The sequence below is a fragment of the Hahella sp. KA22 genome, assembly GCF_004135205.1.
Taxonomy (GTDB): Bacteria; Pseudomonadota; Gammaproteobacteria; order Pseudomonadales; family Oleiphilaceae; genus Hahella.
The window spans coordinates 2,555,665-2,573,273 of record NZ_CP035490.1; the positions used below are offsets into that span (position 1 = coordinate 2,555,665).

The following is a 17,609-nucleotide window of genomic DNA, read 5'->3' on the forward strand; positions in this document are numbered from 1 at the left end:
ACGGCGAGCGGCTTAAGTGGGATATAAGGGCGCGGGCTCGCCCTGGGTGTTGGACTCCGCTTTTATCGTCTGCTCGCTGCTTGCCACTAACTTCAGCGCGAACTCGCTTAAATCCGCATTGGCGGTATTGGCGTTCGGTCCATACAGATCGCGTTGCAGCTGGTTGAGCGGCTCCCGGCTCAGTTCGCGCAGCTGATTGAGCACATGGTGGGCATAGCGCTGCTCCAGGGCGGCTTGCTGCAGCCAGCGGGTATATAGGTCCACGAATTTGACGACATCACTTTTCGCCAGCTTCTTCAACTGACTCAACTCGATATGCTGAGCGCCTTGGCGCGGATGCTCCCGCATGACAGGTTTGACGATAATCGGCTTTCTCCACCAGGCGTATAGGGTGGCCAGCCAGGCGATCAGCAGCAGCCCGGACAAGGTGGGCCAAAATACGCCAGAACCTGAGGGAGCGGGAGTGGGCGTGGACAGAGGTTCGGGTGTTGAGTCCAGGGTTAAGTCGGTTTTGTCGTCCGCCAGCGTTGTCTGCGACGGCGCCGCAGGCGTATTGACGACGGCGGATTGAGCGCCGGGCAATACTGTAATAGTGCGTTCCGGCAGCGTCGCCACGCGCTCTACATCGTTCGTCACGTCCCACCATGGAATGCTGACGGCGGGCAGGGTGTAGGTTCCCGGCTTGATCGCCACCAGGGCCTGGGTTTCCTTGCGTTGGCCGGTGACGCCTGCCGCGTGCTCTTCCGTGTCGATGCTTTCAGGCTCTGGATAGACTTTTACGCCCTCCACACTGACGCTATTCAGCGGGGGAATCTGTACGCCTTCGATGCCCAAGGCCTGTACGCTGATGGTTCGGGTTAAGGAGTCGCCGACCTTGATTTCCCGCGCCGGATCACTCCACACGTCGCGGATGCTCAGGCTTTGCGCCGGCACCCATTGTTTGCCGGAAAACGAAGCGGGCGGCGCTTTGACGTCAATCTCCACAGCAGGCGACTTTTCCTCACTGTAGAAACGGCGTCCAATGCGACGCTGAGCCAGGGTACCGGTGAAAATCTGCTCGGGGATGGCGATCTTGCCGGCTTTCTGCGGGAAAATAACGTACTGACGCTCCACCACGCTGAAGCGGCGGGAGCCGACGTAACGGGTGTATTCCTTTTGTTTGCCCAGCTGTTTGACCAGAATGTCGGGATGGTCAGGGTGCGTCAGCTCGCCCCGCAGCATATCGTCGCTGTAAAACAGGCGGATGGTGTAAATCAGTTGCTGTTGCACGTAGACGGACTTGTTGTCCACCTCCGCTTCCAGGAAGACGGGTTTTTCTTCTTTCGCCACCGCTTGTTGGCTGGTCTCAACCACCTTTATGGCGATTGGCTGTGATTCGTTGTCCTTGTACTTGACCGCCGGGATCTCCAGGTCGCCGCTGCGCTTGGGTAGCAGGGTGTAGACCCAGGTGATGATGGAGTTGTTCTTGTTGTTCTCGATCTGCACCCGATAGCTTTGCTGACGGTCCATGACTTCGAAGTCTTTGTCCAGCTCGCCGACATCCGGCTGCGGTACGGACAAGGTGTTCAGGTTGAAAAAGTCCAAAGCGGAGTCGACTTCCAGCTTGCTGGTGATCGTCAGCTGCAATGATTCATTCTGTCTGACTTCCTGGCGGTCCACACTGACGTTCAGGCTGTCCTCCGCCCAGGCTCCCAGGCTGAGAACACATAGCATGAGCAGGCATAAAAATCGGTTTACAGGAGTTACCATAGGGGTCTACCGCTGTCTTGTTTGGACGAAGAAGGACGCGAGCCTTGTTGATATTGTTGCAGGAACTTTCTGCGCAGCAGGCCGCCGGGATCGTCAGGTATCCTGCGCAGCCATTGCTCTGTCTGCTGGTCCTTCAATGAAATATTGTCTGATAGGGCGGCGGCTGCATCTTCCGACGGCTTCTTATCGGAAGCATCTTCAGGTTCGCCAGCCTGTCCGGCTGTCTGAGCCTCTTTGCCGTCCTCTTTTTTGTCGGCCTCTTGTTGCTCCGCGCTGGCGGCTTTGGAGGCGGCGTCTTTGGGATCAGCCTGATCTTCTTTGTCCCCGCTTTGCGCCTGTTCTGCATTTTGCTGCTCTTGCGCATCCTGGGCGGAGGAGCTGTTCTGCTTATCCGCATTTTGATCTTGCGGGTGCTGTCCTGGATCTCCGCCCTGCTGGCCCGGTTGCCCGGCGTTGTCCTGGTCGGAGGGCTGTCCGTTTTGCGGTTGCGAGTTGGATTGATTCTTTTGCGAATCCGATGAGTTCTGCTGCTGACTTTGTTGTTGATCCGCGTTTTTCTGATCCGGTTGCTGCTGATCTTTATTCTGGTCCTGGCTGTTCTGTTGCTGTTGCTGTTGCTGTTGCTGTTGCTGCTTCTGCTGTTCCAGAAACTCTTCCAGCCTGCGTTTGTTTTCCTTAGCGTCTGACATCTCGGGATTGCGCTTTAGGGCTTCCTCGTAAGCTTTGATCGCTTCTTCGTAGCGCTGCTGATAGGCCAGACTGTTGCCGCGGTTGTAATGGGCGTTCGCCGAATCCAGTTTGCCGAACTCCGCTTCCGCTTTAGCGTAGTCGCCGGTGCGAAAATAGGCGGCCCCTTTACCCATTGGGCTGCTGTAGGCGTTCGCGGCGTCTTCATATTTTTTATCCTTGTAGAACTCCCAGCCCCGCTGGTTCGGCGTGGACCAGAGGTTCTCCCATTCCACCGCGTGAGAGACTTGCGGCTTCGCCAGCAAGACCAGCAGGCACAACGCGACGCCGGCCTGACGATATTGCCAAAGCAGCAGAGGCATCACGATTAACAGCAGGAGATAGCCGGCGTCATGCCATTGCTCGCCTTGCAGCGTGCTGTCCCCGTTGGCGTCTTTGAAATGCGTGGAGTTGGCGCTGGGCAGCAAACGACGCAGATCGGCGTTGTCCAGCGTCATTTTGCTAAAGCGGTCGCCGGGGCGTCCTGCAATCTCGCGCATCAGCGCAAAGTCCGGTTTGGCCACGATGACCTGATCGCCCTGTTTGATAAAGCCCCGATTGGGGATAGGGATCGGACCGCCATCATCGGCGCCGACGCCCAGCACGGAAATGGATACGCCAGCCTTGCTGAGCTGGTCATTAATCGGCTGCACATCCATTTCCTCAACGCCGTCCGTGATCAACAGAATACGGGCGTTAGCGGCGCCGGCCTGCTTGATGACATTCAGGGCGCTTTCAATACCAGCGGCGGCGTTGCTGCCCATTTCCGGCATGATAAACGGGTCAAGCGCAGGCAGCATGGCGCGCAGCGTATTGCCGTCCTCCGTTAACGGCGCGACGACATGACCACTGCCGGAAAACGCCACCAGTGCAGTTTGTCCTTCCTTGCGGGCGTCGAGCAGGTCATACACTTTTTGTCTGGCGCGGGTCAGGCGATTGGGCGTCAGGTCGGTCGCCAACATGGAAAGGGAAAGGTCCAGCGTGACCACCAACGCTTCCTGCTTCAGGGTGACTGGCGTTTCCTGTTTCGACCATGTAGGGCCAGCCAATGCGACGACGGATAAGACCAGAATCAGTGGCCACAACCAGAAACTGCTGCGTTTGACCGTTTGCGGGGGCGTCTCGCTCAGCGCGGCGAGGAACTCCGGCGGCAATAAGGTTTGCCAGGAGTTTTGCCCGTTTCTGCGATGGCGCATAAGAAACAGCAGAGCCAGCAACGCCGGCGCCAGCAATAACAGGGCGGGGCGCAGGAAGTGAAATTGCGTCAAAAACTCCATCATGGCGCCTTCTCCAGCTGCGTTGGCGCGCTCCTGCGAGTCAGTCCGGCAAGGGCGGGCGCCAGCCAGCACAATGACAACAGGGCAACTGCGACTAACAAGGGCGCCCAATACCACTCTGTTTTAGGACGGAAGAAGCGCTGCTGCTGTTTGATCGGCTCCAATTGGTTGATGGATTCATAGATTTGCTCCAACTCCCCGGTGTTGCGGGCGCGGAAGTATTGCCCGCCTGTCTGGTCGGCGATGCTTCGCAGCAAAGTTTCGTCCAGATCGGCGGACGGGTTTTCCTTACGGTAGCCGAAGATGCCGCGGCGGATGATTTCATCTGCGCCCACGCCGACGGTATAGATTTTAATGCCGGCTTCTGCGGCCAGTTTGGCGGCTTGCTCGGGGGAGACTTCGCCGCCGGTGTTGGCGCCGTCAGTCAGCAGCACCAGCACTCGGGAGTCGGCGGGGCGCTCCCGCAGGCGCTTGATTCCAAGCCCAATGGCGTCCCCAATGGCGGTGGCGTTGCCAGCGATGCCCAGGGTGGCTTCATTCAGCAGTTCGCCTACGGTAATCAGGTCGTAGGTCAGCGGCGCCTGAATGTACGGTTGGGCGCCAAACAGAATCAGTCCCAGCCGATCTCCCTGACGGACCTGGATAAAGTCGGTGACCACGGACTTCACCACGTCCAGCCGGGTGGCTTGATAGCCTTTCAGCTGCAAATCGGTTTCCTGCATGCTGGGAGAAATATCCACCGCCAGCATGAGATCGCGGGCTTCGTAGTCCATGGGGATGGGCTCCCCCTGCCACTGCGGCCGGCAAACCGCCAGCACCAACAAGGCCCAGGCCAGGACTTGTAGTACCGCGCTCCAACGTCCGCTGGGCGCGTTGCTTGAACCCGCTTCGGCGCCTTCCAGCACCAGTGCGGCCTGTTGATAGAAGGGAACCCGCAACGCCAGATTGCGTCCTTCTTCATTCTTTTGGCGCTTTTTCATTAACCAGGGAAGGGGGAGCGCCAACAACAACCATGGCCAGGCGAGGGTCAGCACCGCAGCCTCCTTATCCAGCGCTGCGCGGCTTGGTAGGCCACGTCTGGGGAAAGCGCGGGACGTGGGCTGTAAAGGCTTTGCAGGTAGGCGTCGATGTCTCCATGTTGCCCTTTGGGCAGCCGATCTTTCAAAAAGGCGCCCCAGGCGTCGCCGGATAGCGGCAGAGCGGCTTTCAGGCCCAGGGTGCGGCAGTGGCGTTTCAGCACGAGATTGACGTTGGCGAGAAAGTCGCCGGGACGACCATGGTCATTGAATTCGCGCCAGTGATGTTCCAGTACGGACAACGAGGCTTTGGTTCGCTTGTGGCGGCGATACAGCCATATTCCGAGCCAGATGAGTCCCACCAGCGCGAAAAAACATTCCAGAATCACGAACCACCATCCCCAGGGCAGCGGCCACCAGCCGGAGGGAGAGGGGTCCATGATATCCAGCAACTGTAAGGATTGCGTCGGGTCCATCAGGCGGCTCCTCGTGCGCCGTTGGAGAACTGCAGTTGATGCAGTTTCTCCGCCGGATCTTCCCAGGTGGAGAGGCGGGCGCAGGCCAGACCAATAGAGGCGAGTTCCTGCAGCAATTGGTTTTGCCACTGCTCGTATTCATTTTTCAGGCGCAGGGACAGGCGTTCGTTGCGGGTATCCAGGTCCAGGTGGGAACTTCCGTCGGTAATACGAAAGTTGCCGGGCGGCAAGGTCTGCTCCAGTGGGTCAAATACCTGAAACGGCAACACCTGGCTGTGTCGGCGCAAATCGAACAGCAGATTTTTGCTGGTGGCGTCGAACTGTCGCCAGTCGGAAATAATAAAGCATTGGCTTCCGGGGCGGGCGATACGGCGCAACTCCAGCAACGCATCGTTAAAACTGAATCTGGTCTCGCTCTGTTGCAGGCTCAGCGCCTGATTGAACGAGTTGACGCATTCCAGAATACGCAGCGCCTGACGGGGATGTCGGGAGGGCTTCAGCGCTTGATGCCCCAAATGGGAGAACACCAGTCCGCCGATACGATCGCCTTGCGCCAGACCGGCCCAGGCCAGTAGCGAAGCGATTTCCGCCGCCAGCACGGATTTGAAGGCGCGACGACTGCCGAAAAACAGGCTGATGGACTGATCCACCAGAATCAGTATCGGGCGCTCAACTTCCTCGTGAAAAACTTTGGTGAACGGGCGACTGCGCCGGGCGGTGACTTTCCAGTCAATAGAGCGAGGGTCGTCGCCTTCCTGATAAGGACGATATTCGGCGAAGTCCATACCGCGCCCGCGAAAGCGCGACAAGTGCGCCCCCGCCTGTTGCTGCAGTTTGCGCGGATCAAAGCGCAAGCTGAGTCGGGCGGCGGCGATACGCAGTTGAATGAGTTCATCCAATTGGCAGTAAACGCGATGTTGATTCATTGTGTCCTGTGGGCGCTGCAGGATTAATGTCAGGGAACGGGAACTTGCTCCAGCAAACGGGCGATAACCTTGTCTGTCGATACCCCTTCCGCTTCTGCTTTGAAGCTGGTGATCAGACGGTGGCGCAATACGTCGAAGGCCATCGCCTGCACGTCTTCAGGCGCCACGAAATCTTTGCCGTTCAGCCAGGCGTGCGCGCGGGCGCACCGATCCAGGGCGATGGTGGCGCGGGGACTGCCGCCGTATTCAAGCCATTCCGCCAGCTTGGCGTCGTATTTTTCGGGGAAACGGGTCGCCATGATGATCTGAACGATGTACTGCTCAACAGAGTCGGCCATATAGACGTTCAACACTTCTTTGCGAGCCTGGAAAATGGCTTCCTGCTCCAGAGGTTGAGTCTCTTTGACTTTAGGGCCCGCCGCCTCATGGCGAGCCAGTCGCAGAATGTTCAATTCGGACTCTGAGTCAGGGTAATCAATGCGGACGTGCAACAGAAAACGGTCCAGCTGCGCTTCCGGCAGAGGATATGTGCCTTCCTGTTCAATGGGATTCTGTGTGGCCATGACCATAAACAGACCGTTTAACGGATAACTGCGCCCGCTCACGGTAACCTGCCGCTCCGCCATGGCTTCCAGCAGTGCGCTTTGCACTTTGGCGGGAGCGCGGTTGATCTCATCCGCCAGCACTAAGTTGTGAAAAATGGGGCCTTTGCGAAACTCGAAGTTCCCCGTCTCTGGACGATAAATGTCGGACCCGGTGATGTCCGCCGGCAGTAAATCGGGGGTGAACTGAATGCGCTGGAAGTCGCCTTCAATATTTGAAGCCAGTTCTTTGATTGCTTTGGTTTTGGCGAGGCCGGGCGCCCCTTCGACCAATAGGTGGCCGTCAGCGAGCAGAGATATCAGCAACCGATCGAGCAGGTGCGACTGTCCGATAATGGATTCACTGAGTTGGTTCTTTAGATCGAGAAGAGTGGCCTGTAAGGACATGCTTAACCTAATACCAGTGTTTGCGTTGTTCTTCCAAAAACGTCAACAAACCTTCGACGCATCCGCCGGAGGTTCCGGGCCTGTAGCGGGCTTAAGATGTTAGGAAACTCGGCTGCAGGCGTCCAGCGCCAACGTGACAGCATTCTGCAATAATTAACTTTGTTTCGTTATTAATTATTCGTCATAACATTAAACTATCGCTGCGACCCCGGGAGTCGTTCTCATGCGACAAGCGCGTTGCGCGATGAGAGGCTAAAGCTGCCTGACTCTCATGTTTTCAAAGTGCGTGCTGTAGAATGCTGATTCAAGGGTGGTTAAGATTTTTTAACCTTGATTAAGCCAGAGTGGCGCAGCTATCCATTTTTGATAAGCGCGTTGGAATTGTTTGTGGAAATCAAAGAAACAAGAGCTGAACGCTATTACGAACGGCAGCCAATCTTCAGTAAGTCCGTTTTCTTAATCTCTGTGATATTTTTCCTGTTTGGCGGAGCTTTCGCCGACAAGTCGCTCCTGGATGAGTATTGGGTTGCGGCTCTTATCCTGGCGATGGTTAGTGTGCTGGCGTGTATTGAGATAGAGCGTCGCGAAAAGACCCGTTGGGTAGAGGTCGTCTTGTTAAAGTACGATGGCGACCAGCTTGTATTTGAGCAGAGAGACGGGGTCCAGACGCGAACCGTTGAGGTCAAATTGGAGAAGGTGAAAAAGATTACCTACGGGAAAAAGTTCATCTGTTTTGAAGGCGCGTACCCATATTCTAAGTTAATAGGTATTCAGAAGAGTCTCCGGCCTCATATAGGGCAGTTAATCGAGAGTATCAGGGCCGCGAGGCCTGACATTCATTTCGAATCGCAGTAGCAGTAATTAGATAGAGTGGTAAACGGCGGGCGTATGAAAATTGAAAGATGGAGACGAGTGGCCTTCGAAGAGAAATCTTTGTGGCCGGAAAAAATAGCGCTCGGGTTTGTATGGTTATTAATTTTTACATCCGGCCATAACTTATGGAATTCCTATCCGCTGCTGTGCCTGTTCGTCCTTTTGCTTGGGGCGGGCGCGCTTTGGCGTATTGTGCGAGGAATCAAATACCGCTGGGTGCTGGATGCTTTGTTGTCGTATGACGGGGACAGGGCGGTGTTTAATCTTTGCCCTGAGCGTAAAGGGGCGCATCCCATAGAAGTTTTGATTTCTAAAGTTGAGTTGATACGTTACAGCAGTACGTTTGTGTATTTTGAAGGCGCCTACCCCTATGCAAAGGAGGCTTGCTTCGCCAAAAAATTCCTGCCCCATATAAAAACGCTGATCAGTAATATACAGGCGTCATATCCAAATATTAAAGTCGAAGAGGTCTGATAACGCGGCGGTTAGATGGGGTGGTTAAAATCCGTTCTTTTTTCTGCGTGTTATTGCCTAGGTATTTCCACTTATTTCAGTGGCGGCGCAGGGGCGCTTTCCCACAAAGTGTGCTCTGCAACTCTATGATAAAAATAAGAAAAAAATTTCGTTAGCGGCGATTTTTGATCTTTTGTAGTAGGTACTAAACTGTATTAAAAACGCGTATCCGCCCTGCTAGGCTCTTGGCTCCCAAACAGCATAAACAGATTTCAATACCTGAACTATTCTTAAAACTGCAGGCGTCATCTCTTTCAGTTCACTGCCTCGTTGTAAAAGAAGTTTTGGGGTCGTTGCTTTTTTGAGCCAATAATAAAAAGGTGCAAATTTAATGAAGCAGATTAGCGTAGAGACCAGGGAGCAGTTTTTTGAGCTTTTAGAGGAGGAGTTCAAAAAGAAACTGGAACCTGGCTTAGCGGAGGATGTGAACCGGTTCGCCCGGCTTTATCTCGAAATGTCGCCTCTGGACGAAATCCGTAGTCGCCGTCTGGCGGACATCTACGGCGCAGTCGTCGCCTGTTGGCACTTCCTGCAAGACCATCATCAAGACCAGCCCAAGGTCACCGTATTCAACCCGGACCTGGAAACGCACGGCTGGCAATCCACCCACACTGTCATTGGCATTCTTCACAACAACATTCCCTTTATCGTTGACTCGGTGCGTATGGGGCTGAACCGCATGGAGTTGACGCTGCACTCCATTCAGCATGCGGTTCTGTACATCGAGCGTGACAGTTCCGCCAAACTCAAGCGCGTTATCGGCCGTGATGAAGAGCCGGCGCGGGAGCTGGGCGAGTCCATGGTGTATGTGGAGATCGATCGTCATAACGATCCTGCTGATCACCTGCGCATCAAAGAGGAACTGGAGACAGTACTTGGAGAAGTGCGCACCGCGGTGGGCGACTACGAAAAAATGAAGTCGCACGCGCAAGAACTCATCAGCGAGTTCGAGCAAGATATTCCCAATGTCAAAAAAACGGATTTAAAAGAAGCGAGCGAGTTTCTGAAGTGGCTGGCTGCAGACCATTTCACCTTCCTTGGCTACGACGAGTATCAATTCAAGAAGGCAGGCAAGGACACTATCATTCAGCAGGTTGCGGGTTCTGAACTGGGTATCTTGAAGAGCCATCCAGAACGTCCCGCAATGATGAAGATGAGCGATCTGCCGCAGAAAGCCCGTCGTCAGATGCTGCAATCCGAGATTTTCACCTTCGCCAAATCGTCGCAGCGCTCGCGGGTGCACCGTCCCGCTTATCCTGACTATGTGTCAGTGAAGAAGTTCAACGAGCAGGGCGAAGTCATCGGGGAGCGTCGTTTCTTGGGGCTGTATACCTCACGGGTATACCATCAGCGTCCTGACGATATCCCATTGGTCAGACGTAAAGTTAAACATGTCCTGAAGCGTTCCGGCTTCAACCCCAGCGATTATGCGGGTAAAGAGTTGGATCAGATTCTGGCGGTTTATCCCCGCGATGAGCTGTTCCAGTTGGGGCGCGATGATTTGTTCGATGTGGCCATGGGTATTCTGTATATCCAGGAGCGTCGCAAAATTCGTCTGTTTATTCGCGAGGACGTGTACGGCCAGTTTGTCAGCGCCATTGTGTATGTGCCGAGAGATCTGTACAGCACCGATTTGCGTCTGCGCATTTCCGATATCCTGGTCAAGGCCACCGGCGCGGAAGACGTAGAGTTCACCACTTATTTCTCCGAGTCCGTGCTGGCGCGTACGCAGTTCAACCTGCGCGTACCGCAAGCGGAGCGTCGCGACCTGCGTCCGGCTGAGCTGGAAGAACGCATCATCGCCGCCGCTCAGTCCTGGCAGGATGGCCTGATGGAGAGCTTGTACGAAGCGCATGGCGAAGAGCAGGCCAACTCCTATATTCACCTGTACGCCAATGCATTCAATGGCGCGTACAGAGAGGAATTTTCACCTCGTCGCGCAGTGATCGATATCGAGCATATCGCCTCGTTGAGCGATGAGCGTCCGCTGGCGATGAGCTTCTATCGCGCATTGGAAGAAGACGAAAGCATTCTGCACTTCAAACTTTTCCACGGGGAAGTGCAAGTGCCGTTATCTGACGTGCTGCCGCTGTTTGAAAACCTCGGTCTGAGAGTGTTGGGCGAGCACCCGTTTGAAGCGATTGACCGTAACGGCAAGGTGGTCTGGATTCATGACTTCTCTTTGCAAAGCCGTGGCGGAGAAGTGATCGACATCCAGAAAATTCGCAAGAAGTTCGAAGAGCTGTTTCTGCGAGTGTGGACCAATGAAGCGGAGAACGACATCTTCAACCGCCTGGTGTTGGCGGCGCAGATGGATTGGCGGCAGATCGCCATGCTCCGCGCTTACGCCCGTTACATGCGTCAGATTCGCTTCAGCTATAGCCAGGACTTTATCGCCAATACCCTGGTCAACCACGTCCATATCGCCAAGTCCATTTACGAGCTGTTCGAAGCCCGTTTCAACCCGGCGAAAATTCAGAGCGACGCTCAGTGCGGCGCTGCGCAACAGAAGCTGGAGATTGAAATCAACCAGGCTCTGGACGAAGTTGAGCACCTGAGTGAAGACCGCGTACTGCGTCGTTTTGTCGAACTGATCAAGGCGACGCTGCGCACCAACTATTATCAGCGTGGCGAAGATAATGGCGTGAAGGGATATATGTCCTTCAAGTTCAGCCCTCGCGACATTCCGGAAATGCCGCTGCCGCTGCCGATGTTCGAAATCTTCGTCTACTCTCCTCGTGTGGAAGGCGTGCACCTGCGTGGCGGTAAAGTCGCCCGTGGCGGTCTGCGCTGGTCCGATCGCTTTGAGGATTACCGGACGGAAGTGCTGGGTCTGGTGAAGGCGCAGCAGGTCAAGAACTCCGTTATCGTACCGGTAGGCGCGAAGGGCGGCTTTGTCGCCAAGCAACTGCCTGAGAATGATCGCGAAGCCATGCTGAACGAAGGTATCGCCTGCTATAAAACCTTTATTCGCGGCTTGTTGGATGTCACCGATAATCTGTCCAGTGGCGAAGTGGTTCCGCCTTTGGACGTGGTGCGTCACGATGAAGACGACTATTACCTGGTTGTGGCGGCGGATAAAGGCACCGCGACGTTCAGCGACATCGCCAACTCACTGTCGGAAGAGTACAACTTCTGGCTGGGCGACGCGTTTGCATCCGGCGGCAGCCAGGGTTACGACCACAAGAAGATGGGCATCACCGCTCGCGGCGGCTGGGTTTCAGTTGAGCGACACTTCCGTGAAATGGGCGTGAATACAGCGACTGACGACTTTACCGTAGTGGGTGTGGGCGACATGTCCGGAGACGTGTTCGGCAACGGGATGTTGCGTTCTGAGCACATTCTCATGGTGGCTGCTTTCAACCACATGCACATCTTTATCGATCCAAATCCGGACGCCGCGTCCAGCTTCGTAGAGCGCAAGCGCCTGTTCGAACTGCCGCGCTCCACTTGGATGGATTACGACAGCAAACTGATCTCGGCTGGCGGCGGTATATTCTCGCGCAACGCCAAGTCGATTCCGATCAGTCCTGAAATGAAGGCGCGCTTTGGCATCAAGCAGGACCGTCTGCCTCCCAATATGCTGATTTCACAGTTGCTGAAAGCTCCGGTTGACCTGCTTTGGTTCGGAGGTATCGGCACCTATGTGAAGTCCTCTGAAGAATCGCACGCGGACGTGGGCGATAAAGCCAATGACGCGCTGCGGGTCGACGCGAGCGACTTGCAGGTGAAAGTCATCGGCGAAGGCGGCAATCTGGGTATGACTCAGTTGGCCCGTATCGAATACGCCCTCAACTATGGTCGCCTGAACACTGACTTTATTGATAACGCTGGCGGCGTAGACTGTTCTGACCACGAAGTTAACATCAAGATCCTGCTGAACGAGATTGTCGCCGGTGGCGACATGACCATGAAGCAACGTAATAAATTGCTGGCGGACATGACTGACTCCGTCGCCGATCTGGTGTTGATGAACAACTACCGCCAGACCCAGGCGCTGAGTATTGCGGAGACCGATGCGGCGACCCGCATTGAAGAATACCGTCGTCTGATCAATCACCTGGAGTCTATCGGTAAACTGAATCGCGGCCTGGAGTTTATTCCGGATGATGAAACCATCACCGAGCGTAAATCCATGAAGCGCGGTTTGGTGAGACCGGAGCTCTGTACGCTGATTTCCTATGTCAAAGGCTGGTTGAAAGAAACCCTGATCGACAGCGATCTGGTGGACCATGAATATCTGGCCAATGAACTGCACACTGAGTTCCCGCAGATGCTGGTGGATAAATTTGGCCGTCAGATGCGCGATCACCGTCTGCGTCGCGAGATTATCGCCACCCAGGTCGCCAACGACATGGTCAATCACATGGGCATTACCTTTGTGGACCGTCTGCGCCAGTCCACCGGCGCGCCGGTTGCGGCGATCGCTCAGGCGTACGTTATCGCCAGAAACGTCTTCCAGGTGCAGAATCAGTGGGCGGCGATCGAAGCTCTGGATTATAAAGTCGGCAGCGGCATGCAGGTCGCAATGATGTCTGAACTGATTCGTTTAGTGCGCAGAGCGACCCGTTGGTTCCTGAGAAATCGTCGCAGCGAACTGAATGTCATGGAGAATATGGACAAATTCTCCACCGGCATCGACTACATCGCGCACCACTTCAAGGAACTGCTCTCCGGCGACCAGCTCAAGCTGTGGCAGGAACGCTATGACGGTTATCGTCAAGCTGGCGTGCCGGATGAGCTGGCTGCGACAGTTGCGGGAACGCCGTATCTGTACTCAGCCCTGGGCATCATTGAGGCGCAAGAGCAGACCAACGCCAGCCTGGATTACGTGGCGCGTATGTTCTTCCGCATGGGCGAAAGACTGGATATGCAATGGTTCGGGCATCAGCTCAATATTGCGCAGCCTGCGACCCACTGGCAGGCGCTGGCGAGAGAGAGCTTCCGTGAAGATCTCGATTGGCAGCAGCGTGCTCTGACGGTCGGTATCCTGCGCATGACTGACGCGCCGGAAGACATTGATCAGCGCATTGACGCCTGGTCAGAGTGCAATACGGACCTGATCGAGCGCTGGCGCGGTATGTTGACCGAGCTGAAAGCGACAAAAGATCCAGAGTTCCCCATGTATTCTGTCGCGCTACGAGAATTGTTGGATCTGGCGCAGAGCACGTCGCACGCCACCACTAAGATCTGATAATGTGACTTAACGCCGGCGCAGCGCTCTGCTCTAATTGAGCAGGAGGGCTGCGCCGGTTTATTTTTAGAGAATTGATCAGTAACCGCAGAGTGGTCTGGAAATGCGGCAAATTATTGTCGACATCCATATATCCTCAGAGGAGTATTTGAACGTTTATCGCGGTAGCGCGAAAAACGTCAACGCCATAAGCCGGGAAGGACTCAGGGTTCAATTCCCCGCTAACATCCTGCAGCGCTTTGTAACCCGGGAAGGTATTCGAGGCTCATTTGTCATCACTTTCGATGACGCCAATAAATTCCACTCCATTGAGCAATTGGCTTAATAGCCGGCTTTATTCATCTTGGGTCAGCCAGTCTGGGTGTTGAAGCGCAATCTTCAATAACGCTGCGACGCTGATAGCGTCGGTAATTGCGCCGCTCAGCGCCATGTCCACGGCTTCTTGCAGGGGCAGTCGTCGAACTTTTAACTCCTCCGTTTCATCCGGATTCCAGCCGACTTGTGTAAGCTTGCGCGCGACGTACACCACGCCTTGTTCATCGGTGACACAATTGCTGGTGTGCAGGCGCATTAACTCTGCCAGCTCGTCGGCAACCAGTCCCGTCTCCTCTTGCAATTCTCTGCGCGCGGCGTCAGCAGTCCATTCGTCGTGAGGCGCGCCGCCCATCGGGATCTCCCAGGAATAGCACTCCGTCGCATAGCGATACTGCCCCACCAGCCAAGTGTAGCCCTGGTCATCCACCGGCACGATGCCGACCGCCTTGTTCTTCATATGCACAACGCCGTAAATGCCAGGTTTGCCGGTGGGGGCGATGACCTCCCGGTGCTCCACTTGAATCCAGGGGTTAACATAAACCTGATTGCTGGAGAGGGTGCGCCAGGGATTGATTTCAGTAGAGTCGGACATAATGAATTCCTTGTGCGACAAAGCTCAATGGCTCGGAATAGTAAGAGTGAGTGGAAACTTATATTAATCCGGCAGACAAATAGCTTCCTTCTATTTGTCTGCAACGACAGGGCCTGCACAGGTCAGGCCCTGTCTCCCGCGGCTTGTCGCCGCGCAGGCGCGTCCATGCGCCTGGTTATTAACATGCCAATATCATTGCCATGTTAATAACAAAAACGCCGGAGGAGAAAAGCTCCGCCGGCGTTTGGGGATAGTGTAGCTTGAGTCTGCCGCTGAAATCAGGAGTGTTTGACGAACCAGTAACGTTCCCAGGCGACCAGAACTCTCTCTGGGTACCAGGTTTTGCCCAGGCTGCCGTTATAGCGGGCGAGGGCGCGAATCAGGTTGCCTTTCTCCTTGTCCAGATAGTGTTTGAGAATCGTGCAGCCGTAACGCAGATTAGTCGCGACGTCGTGGAGATTGTCCTCCGGACGCCCAATTTCATCGATCCAGAACGGCATCACCTGCATTAGCCCGCGAGCGCCGGCGCTGGACACGGCGTAGGGGTCGAAGCGGCTTTCCACATGCATGACCGATAAGACGATTTCCGGGTTGAGTCCGGCCCGAGTGGCTTCCAGGTGCACCAGCTTCAGCAGCTCAAGGCGCTTGTTGGTGTCCTTTATGTATTTCTCCATCCGGGCGGACATGTCCACCAGCCACACTTCGGCGTCAAAGCGGTCAATGAAGCTTTTGGACTCATTGACCGTGCGTTTCAATACGGCCCGCAACTCTGGGTCCGGTTCCTGAGGGCCTGCCGCGAAGGAAGCCGCCGGCGTTAGCGCCAGCAGCATGAGCATCCCGAATAGCAAAGACATGCCCTTGCCTCGAACAAGGGCGGGGCGTATTGAATAACTGTACTGCATGATTCAACTGACTATTTTTTCAACTTCTCTTTGATGAAGTTTACAACAGTATCTACTGTCATATCTGTGCTGTCGGTATCACGGCGGCCTTTGTATTCCACTTTGCCTTCCGCCAGACCGCGATCGCTGATCACGACTCGGTGTGGGATGCCAATGAGTTCCATTTCGGCGAACTTAACGCCTGGGCGTTCATTGCGGTCGTCCAGTAGAACGTCCACGCCAGCCTGCAGCAGTTCTGCATAAAGGCTTTCCGCTTTCTCGCGCACCATGTCGGATTTGTGCATGTTTAATGGAACCAGGGCGACCTGGAAAGGCGCCAGGGCGTCTGGCCAGATGATCCCTTTGTCATCGTGGCCCTGCTCAATCGCAGCGGCGACCACGCGAGAAACGCCAATACCGTAACAGCCCATTTGCATTACAGTGGCTTTGCCATTTTCGTCCAGAACAGTGGCGTTCATGGCCGAGCTGTATTTGTCGCCCAGCTTGAATACGTGGCCCACCTCAATACCTTTTTTGAGCACCAGGACGCCTTTGCCATCGGGGCTGGGGTCACCTTCCATAACGTTGCGCAGGTCGGCGGTTTCTTTGATTTCGCAGTCACGTCCCCAGTTAACGCCAGTGAGGTGCTGACCTTCTTCGTTGGCGCCGCAGACAAAGTCCGCCAGCACGGCTGCACTGTGGTCGACAATAGTGCGAAGAGACAGATTTACTGGGCCAATGGAGCCGGGCTTGCAGCCCACCGCCGCCTCAATGGCTTCGTCGCTGGCGAATGTCAGCGGAGACGCCACGCCAGACAGCTTTTCCGCTTTGATTTCATTAAGAACATGATCGCCGCGCAGCACCAGGGCAATGATTGGGGCAGGTTTGCCTTCTTCCGCTTCGCCCAGCACCAACAGAGTTTTCACGGTTTGCTCCGCAGGCAGATTCAAGAATGCGGAGACGCTCTCAATCGTGCGCTGGTCAGGCGTCGCCACCTTGGCCATCTCTTTGGTAGGCGCAGGCGCTTGCTTAAGTGTGGTCAGGGCTTCCGCTTTTTCCAGGTTGGCGGCGTAATCGCTTTCAGTACTGAAAGCGATCAAATCTTCCCCGGAGTTGGCCAGTACATGGAATTCATGGGAGGAAGACCCGCCGATGCTGCCGCTGTCCGCTTGCACAGGACGGAAGTCCAGGCCAAAGCGGGTGAATATGCGGGTATACGCGTCGTACATGACCTTGTAAGTTTCGTCCAGCGATTCCTGATTCACGTGGAATGAGTAGGCGTCCTTCATCAGGAACTCCCTGGCGCGCATGATGCCGAAGCGAGGGCGGCGCTCATCGCGGAATTTCATCTGAATCTGATAAAAGTTAGCCGGTAGTTGTTTATAGCTTTTCAACTCATTGCGAATCAGGTCGGTAATGACTTCTTCATGAGTCGGGCCGACGCAGAAATCACGGTTGTGGCGGTCTTGAATGCGCAGCAACTCGCCGCCGTATTGCTCCCAGCGGCCGGACTCGATCCATAGCTCTGCTGGCTGCACCGCCGGCATCAACACTTCCTGGGCTCCGGAACGGTCCATTTCCTCTCTGACGATGTTTTCAACTTTTTTCAGAACCCTCAAGCCAAGGGGGAGCCAGGTATAGAGACCTGCGGCCAGCTTGCGAATCATGCCCGCGCGCAGCATCAGCTGATGACTGATGACTTCCGCGTCGGCAGGGGTTTCTTTCAGGGTGGCGATCAGGTATCGACTTGCGCGCATATATCTTCCCAGGAATACAAATAAATAAGGTTAACTACCGGTAATGGTTTATTTTTACTGCCGCACTATTGTAGAAGCGATGACTCCTTGCGTACAGGCGCGATTGTATTAATTGCGAATACGGCTCTGAGGGCGGCCCGACGGCCGCCATGACGATCGGGTTTATCGCAGATTTCCCCAAAACGGCTCATCCAAGCGGCCCTTTTTTGCGTCATACAACAGTTTGTCATGAGAACGCAACCGGCCTCATGGTTTATGCCATATACCTGCTTGGCAACCCCGGGGCGATGATGCAAACTCACCAGCGTCCGATGATACAGTTGAG

At 55.2% G+C, this 17,609-nt stretch carries 13 protein-coding genes; 4 read left to right on the forward strand and 9 right to left on the reverse strand.

The window, feature by feature from the left end:
• Positions 1-12: 12 nt before the first annotated feature.
• From EUZ85_RS11500 to EUZ85_RS11525, 6 genes are read right to left on the reverse strand one after another with little or no spacing between them, the layout of a single operon-like run.
• On the reverse strand, positions 13-1,749 hold the full coding sequence (locus tag EUZ85_RS11500; RefSeq protein WP_127969432.1) for a BatD family protein: 1,737 nt from the start codon (positions 1,747-1,749) through the stop codon (positions 13-15).
• Positions 1,743-3,755, reverse strand: a complete 2,013-nt coding sequence (locus tag EUZ85_RS11505) for a VWA domain-containing protein (protein ID WP_127969433.1) — start codon at positions 3,753-3,755, stop codon at positions 1,743-1,745. Before EUZ85_RS11505 ends, EUZ85_RS11500 begins: the two co-directional genes overlap by 7 nt.
• Positions 3,752-4,786, reverse strand: coding sequence for a VWA domain-containing protein (locus EUZ85_RS11510; RefSeq protein ID WP_127969434.1), 1,035 nt, complete (start codon positions 4,784-4,786; stop codon positions 3,752-3,754). The genes EUZ85_RS11505 and EUZ85_RS11510 overlap by 4 nt, the downstream gene beginning before the upstream one ends.
• Entirely contained in the window at positions 4,780-5,244 is a 465-nt protein-coding gene (locus EUZ85_RS11515; RefSeq protein WP_127969435.1) for a DUF4381 domain-containing protein, read from the reverse strand. The genes EUZ85_RS11510 and EUZ85_RS11515 overlap by 7 nt, the downstream gene beginning before the upstream one ends.
• Entirely contained in the window at positions 5,244-6,170 is a 927-nt protein-coding gene (locus EUZ85_RS11520; protein ID WP_127969436.1) for a DUF58 domain-containing protein, read from the reverse strand. Before EUZ85_RS11520 ends, EUZ85_RS11515 begins: the two co-directional genes overlap by 1 nt.
• Positions 6,171-6,199: 29 nt before the next feature.
• Positions 6,200-7,159 carry a MoxR family ATPase gene (locus tag EUZ85_RS11525; protein ID WP_127969437.1) on the reverse strand — a complete coding sequence of 320 codons (960 nt, stop codon included), beginning with the start codon at positions 7,157-7,159 and terminating at the stop codon, positions 6,200-6,202.
• A 387-nt stretch (positions 7,160-7,546) separates the two neighbouring features.
• Here EUZ85_RS11525 and EUZ85_RS11530 point away from each other — a divergent pair, with 387 nt between their 5' ends.
• The 4 genes from EUZ85_RS11530 (at position 7,547) to EUZ85_RS11545 (ending at position 14,064) form a co-directional block, all read left to right on the forward strand.
• Positions 7,547-8,014 (forward strand): hypothetical protein, encoded by a 468-nt coding sequence (locus EUZ85_RS11530; protein WP_127969438.1) that lies wholly within the window; start codon positions 7,547-7,549, stop codon positions 8,012-8,014.
• Between the two features lie 33 nt (positions 8,015-8,047).
• Complete coding sequence (locus EUZ85_RS11535) at positions 8,048-8,506, forward strand: hypothetical protein (RefSeq protein WP_127969439.1); 459 nt, start codon at positions 8,048-8,050, stop codon at positions 8,504-8,506.
• Positions 8,507-8,876: 370 nt separating this feature from the next.
• Positions 8,877-13,739: an NAD-glutamate dehydrogenase gene (locus EUZ85_RS11540; RefSeq protein WP_127969440.1), complete on the forward strand. Its 4,863-nt coding sequence runs from the start codon at positions 8,877-8,879 to the stop codon at positions 13,737-13,739.
• A gap of 103 nt (positions 13,740-13,842) precedes the next feature.
• Complete coding sequence (locus tag EUZ85_RS11545; RefSeq protein ID WP_127969441.1) at positions 13,843-14,064, forward strand: DUF2835 domain-containing protein; 222 nt, start codon at positions 13,843-13,845, stop codon at positions 14,062-14,064.
• A gap of 9 nt (positions 14,065-14,073) precedes the next feature.
• On the opposite strand, the gene EUZ85_RS11550 is transcribed toward EUZ85_RS11545, so the two are convergent.
• From EUZ85_RS11550 to EUZ85_RS11560, 3 genes are all read right to left on the reverse strand, one after another.
• On the reverse strand, positions 14,074-14,646 hold the full coding sequence (locus EUZ85_RS11550) for an NUDIX hydrolase (RefSeq protein WP_127969442.1): 573 nt from the start codon (positions 14,644-14,646) through the stop codon (positions 14,074-14,076).
• A 278-nt stretch (positions 14,647-14,924) separates the two neighbouring features.
• Positions 14,925-15,500 carry a lytic transglycosylase domain-containing protein gene (locus tag EUZ85_RS11555; protein WP_164887221.1) on the reverse strand — a complete coding sequence of 192 codons (576 nt, stop codon included), beginning with the start codon at positions 15,498-15,500 and terminating at the stop codon, positions 14,925-14,927.
• 59 nt (positions 15,501-15,559) lie between these two features.
• On the reverse strand, positions 15,560-17,284 hold the full coding sequence (locus EUZ85_RS11560; protein ID WP_127969444.1) for a proline--tRNA ligase: 1,725 nt from the start codon (positions 17,282-17,284) through the stop codon (positions 15,560-15,562).
• Positions 17,285-17,609 lie beyond the last annotated feature (325 nt).

Excerpts from the sequence above, each read along its gene's own strand:
- EUZ85_RS11500 (WP_127969432.1), bottom strand. The coding sequence starts at position 1,749 with ATGGTAACTCCTGTAAACCGATTTTTATGCCTGCTCATGCTATGTGTT.
- EUZ85_RS11505 (WP_127969433.1), bottom strand. The coding sequence starts at position 3,755 with ATGATGGAGTTTTTGACGCAATTTCACTTCCTGCGCCCCGCCCTGTTA.
- EUZ85_RS11515 (WP_127969435.1), bottom strand. The coding sequence starts at position 5,244 with ATGGACCCGACGCAATCCTTACAGTTGCTGGATATCATGGACCCCTCT.
- EUZ85_RS11520 (WP_127969436.1), bottom strand. The coding sequence starts at position 6,170 with ATGAATCAACATCGCGTTTACTGCCAATTGGATGAACTCATTCAACTG.
- EUZ85_RS11525 (WP_127969437.1), bottom strand. The coding sequence starts at position 7,159 with ATGTCCTTACAGGCCACTCTTCTCGATCTAAAGAACCAACTCAGTGAA.
- EUZ85_RS11535 (WP_127969439.1), top strand. The coding sequence starts at position 8,048 with ATGAAAATTGAAAGATGGAGACGAGTGGCCTTCGAAGAGAAATCTTTG.
- EUZ85_RS11540 (WP_127969440.1), top strand. The coding sequence starts at position 8,877 with ATGAAGCAGATTAGCGTAGAGACCAGGGAGCAGTTTTTTGAGCTTTTA.
- EUZ85_RS11545 (WP_127969441.1), top strand. The coding sequence starts at position 13,843 with ATGCGGCAAATTATTGTCGACATCCATATATCCTCAGAGGAGTATTTG.
- EUZ85_RS11550 (WP_127969442.1), bottom strand. The coding sequence starts at position 14,646 with ATGTCCGACTCTACTGAAATCAATCCCTGGCGCACCCTCTCCAGCAAT.
- EUZ85_RS11555 (WP_164887221.1), bottom strand. The coding sequence starts at position 15,500 with ATGTCTTTGCTATTCGGGATGCTCATGCTGCTGGCGCTAACGCCGGCG.
- EUZ85_RS11560 (WP_127969444.1), bottom strand. The coding sequence starts at position 17,284 with ATGCGCGCAAGTCGATACCTGATCGCCACCCTGAAAGAAACCCCTGCC.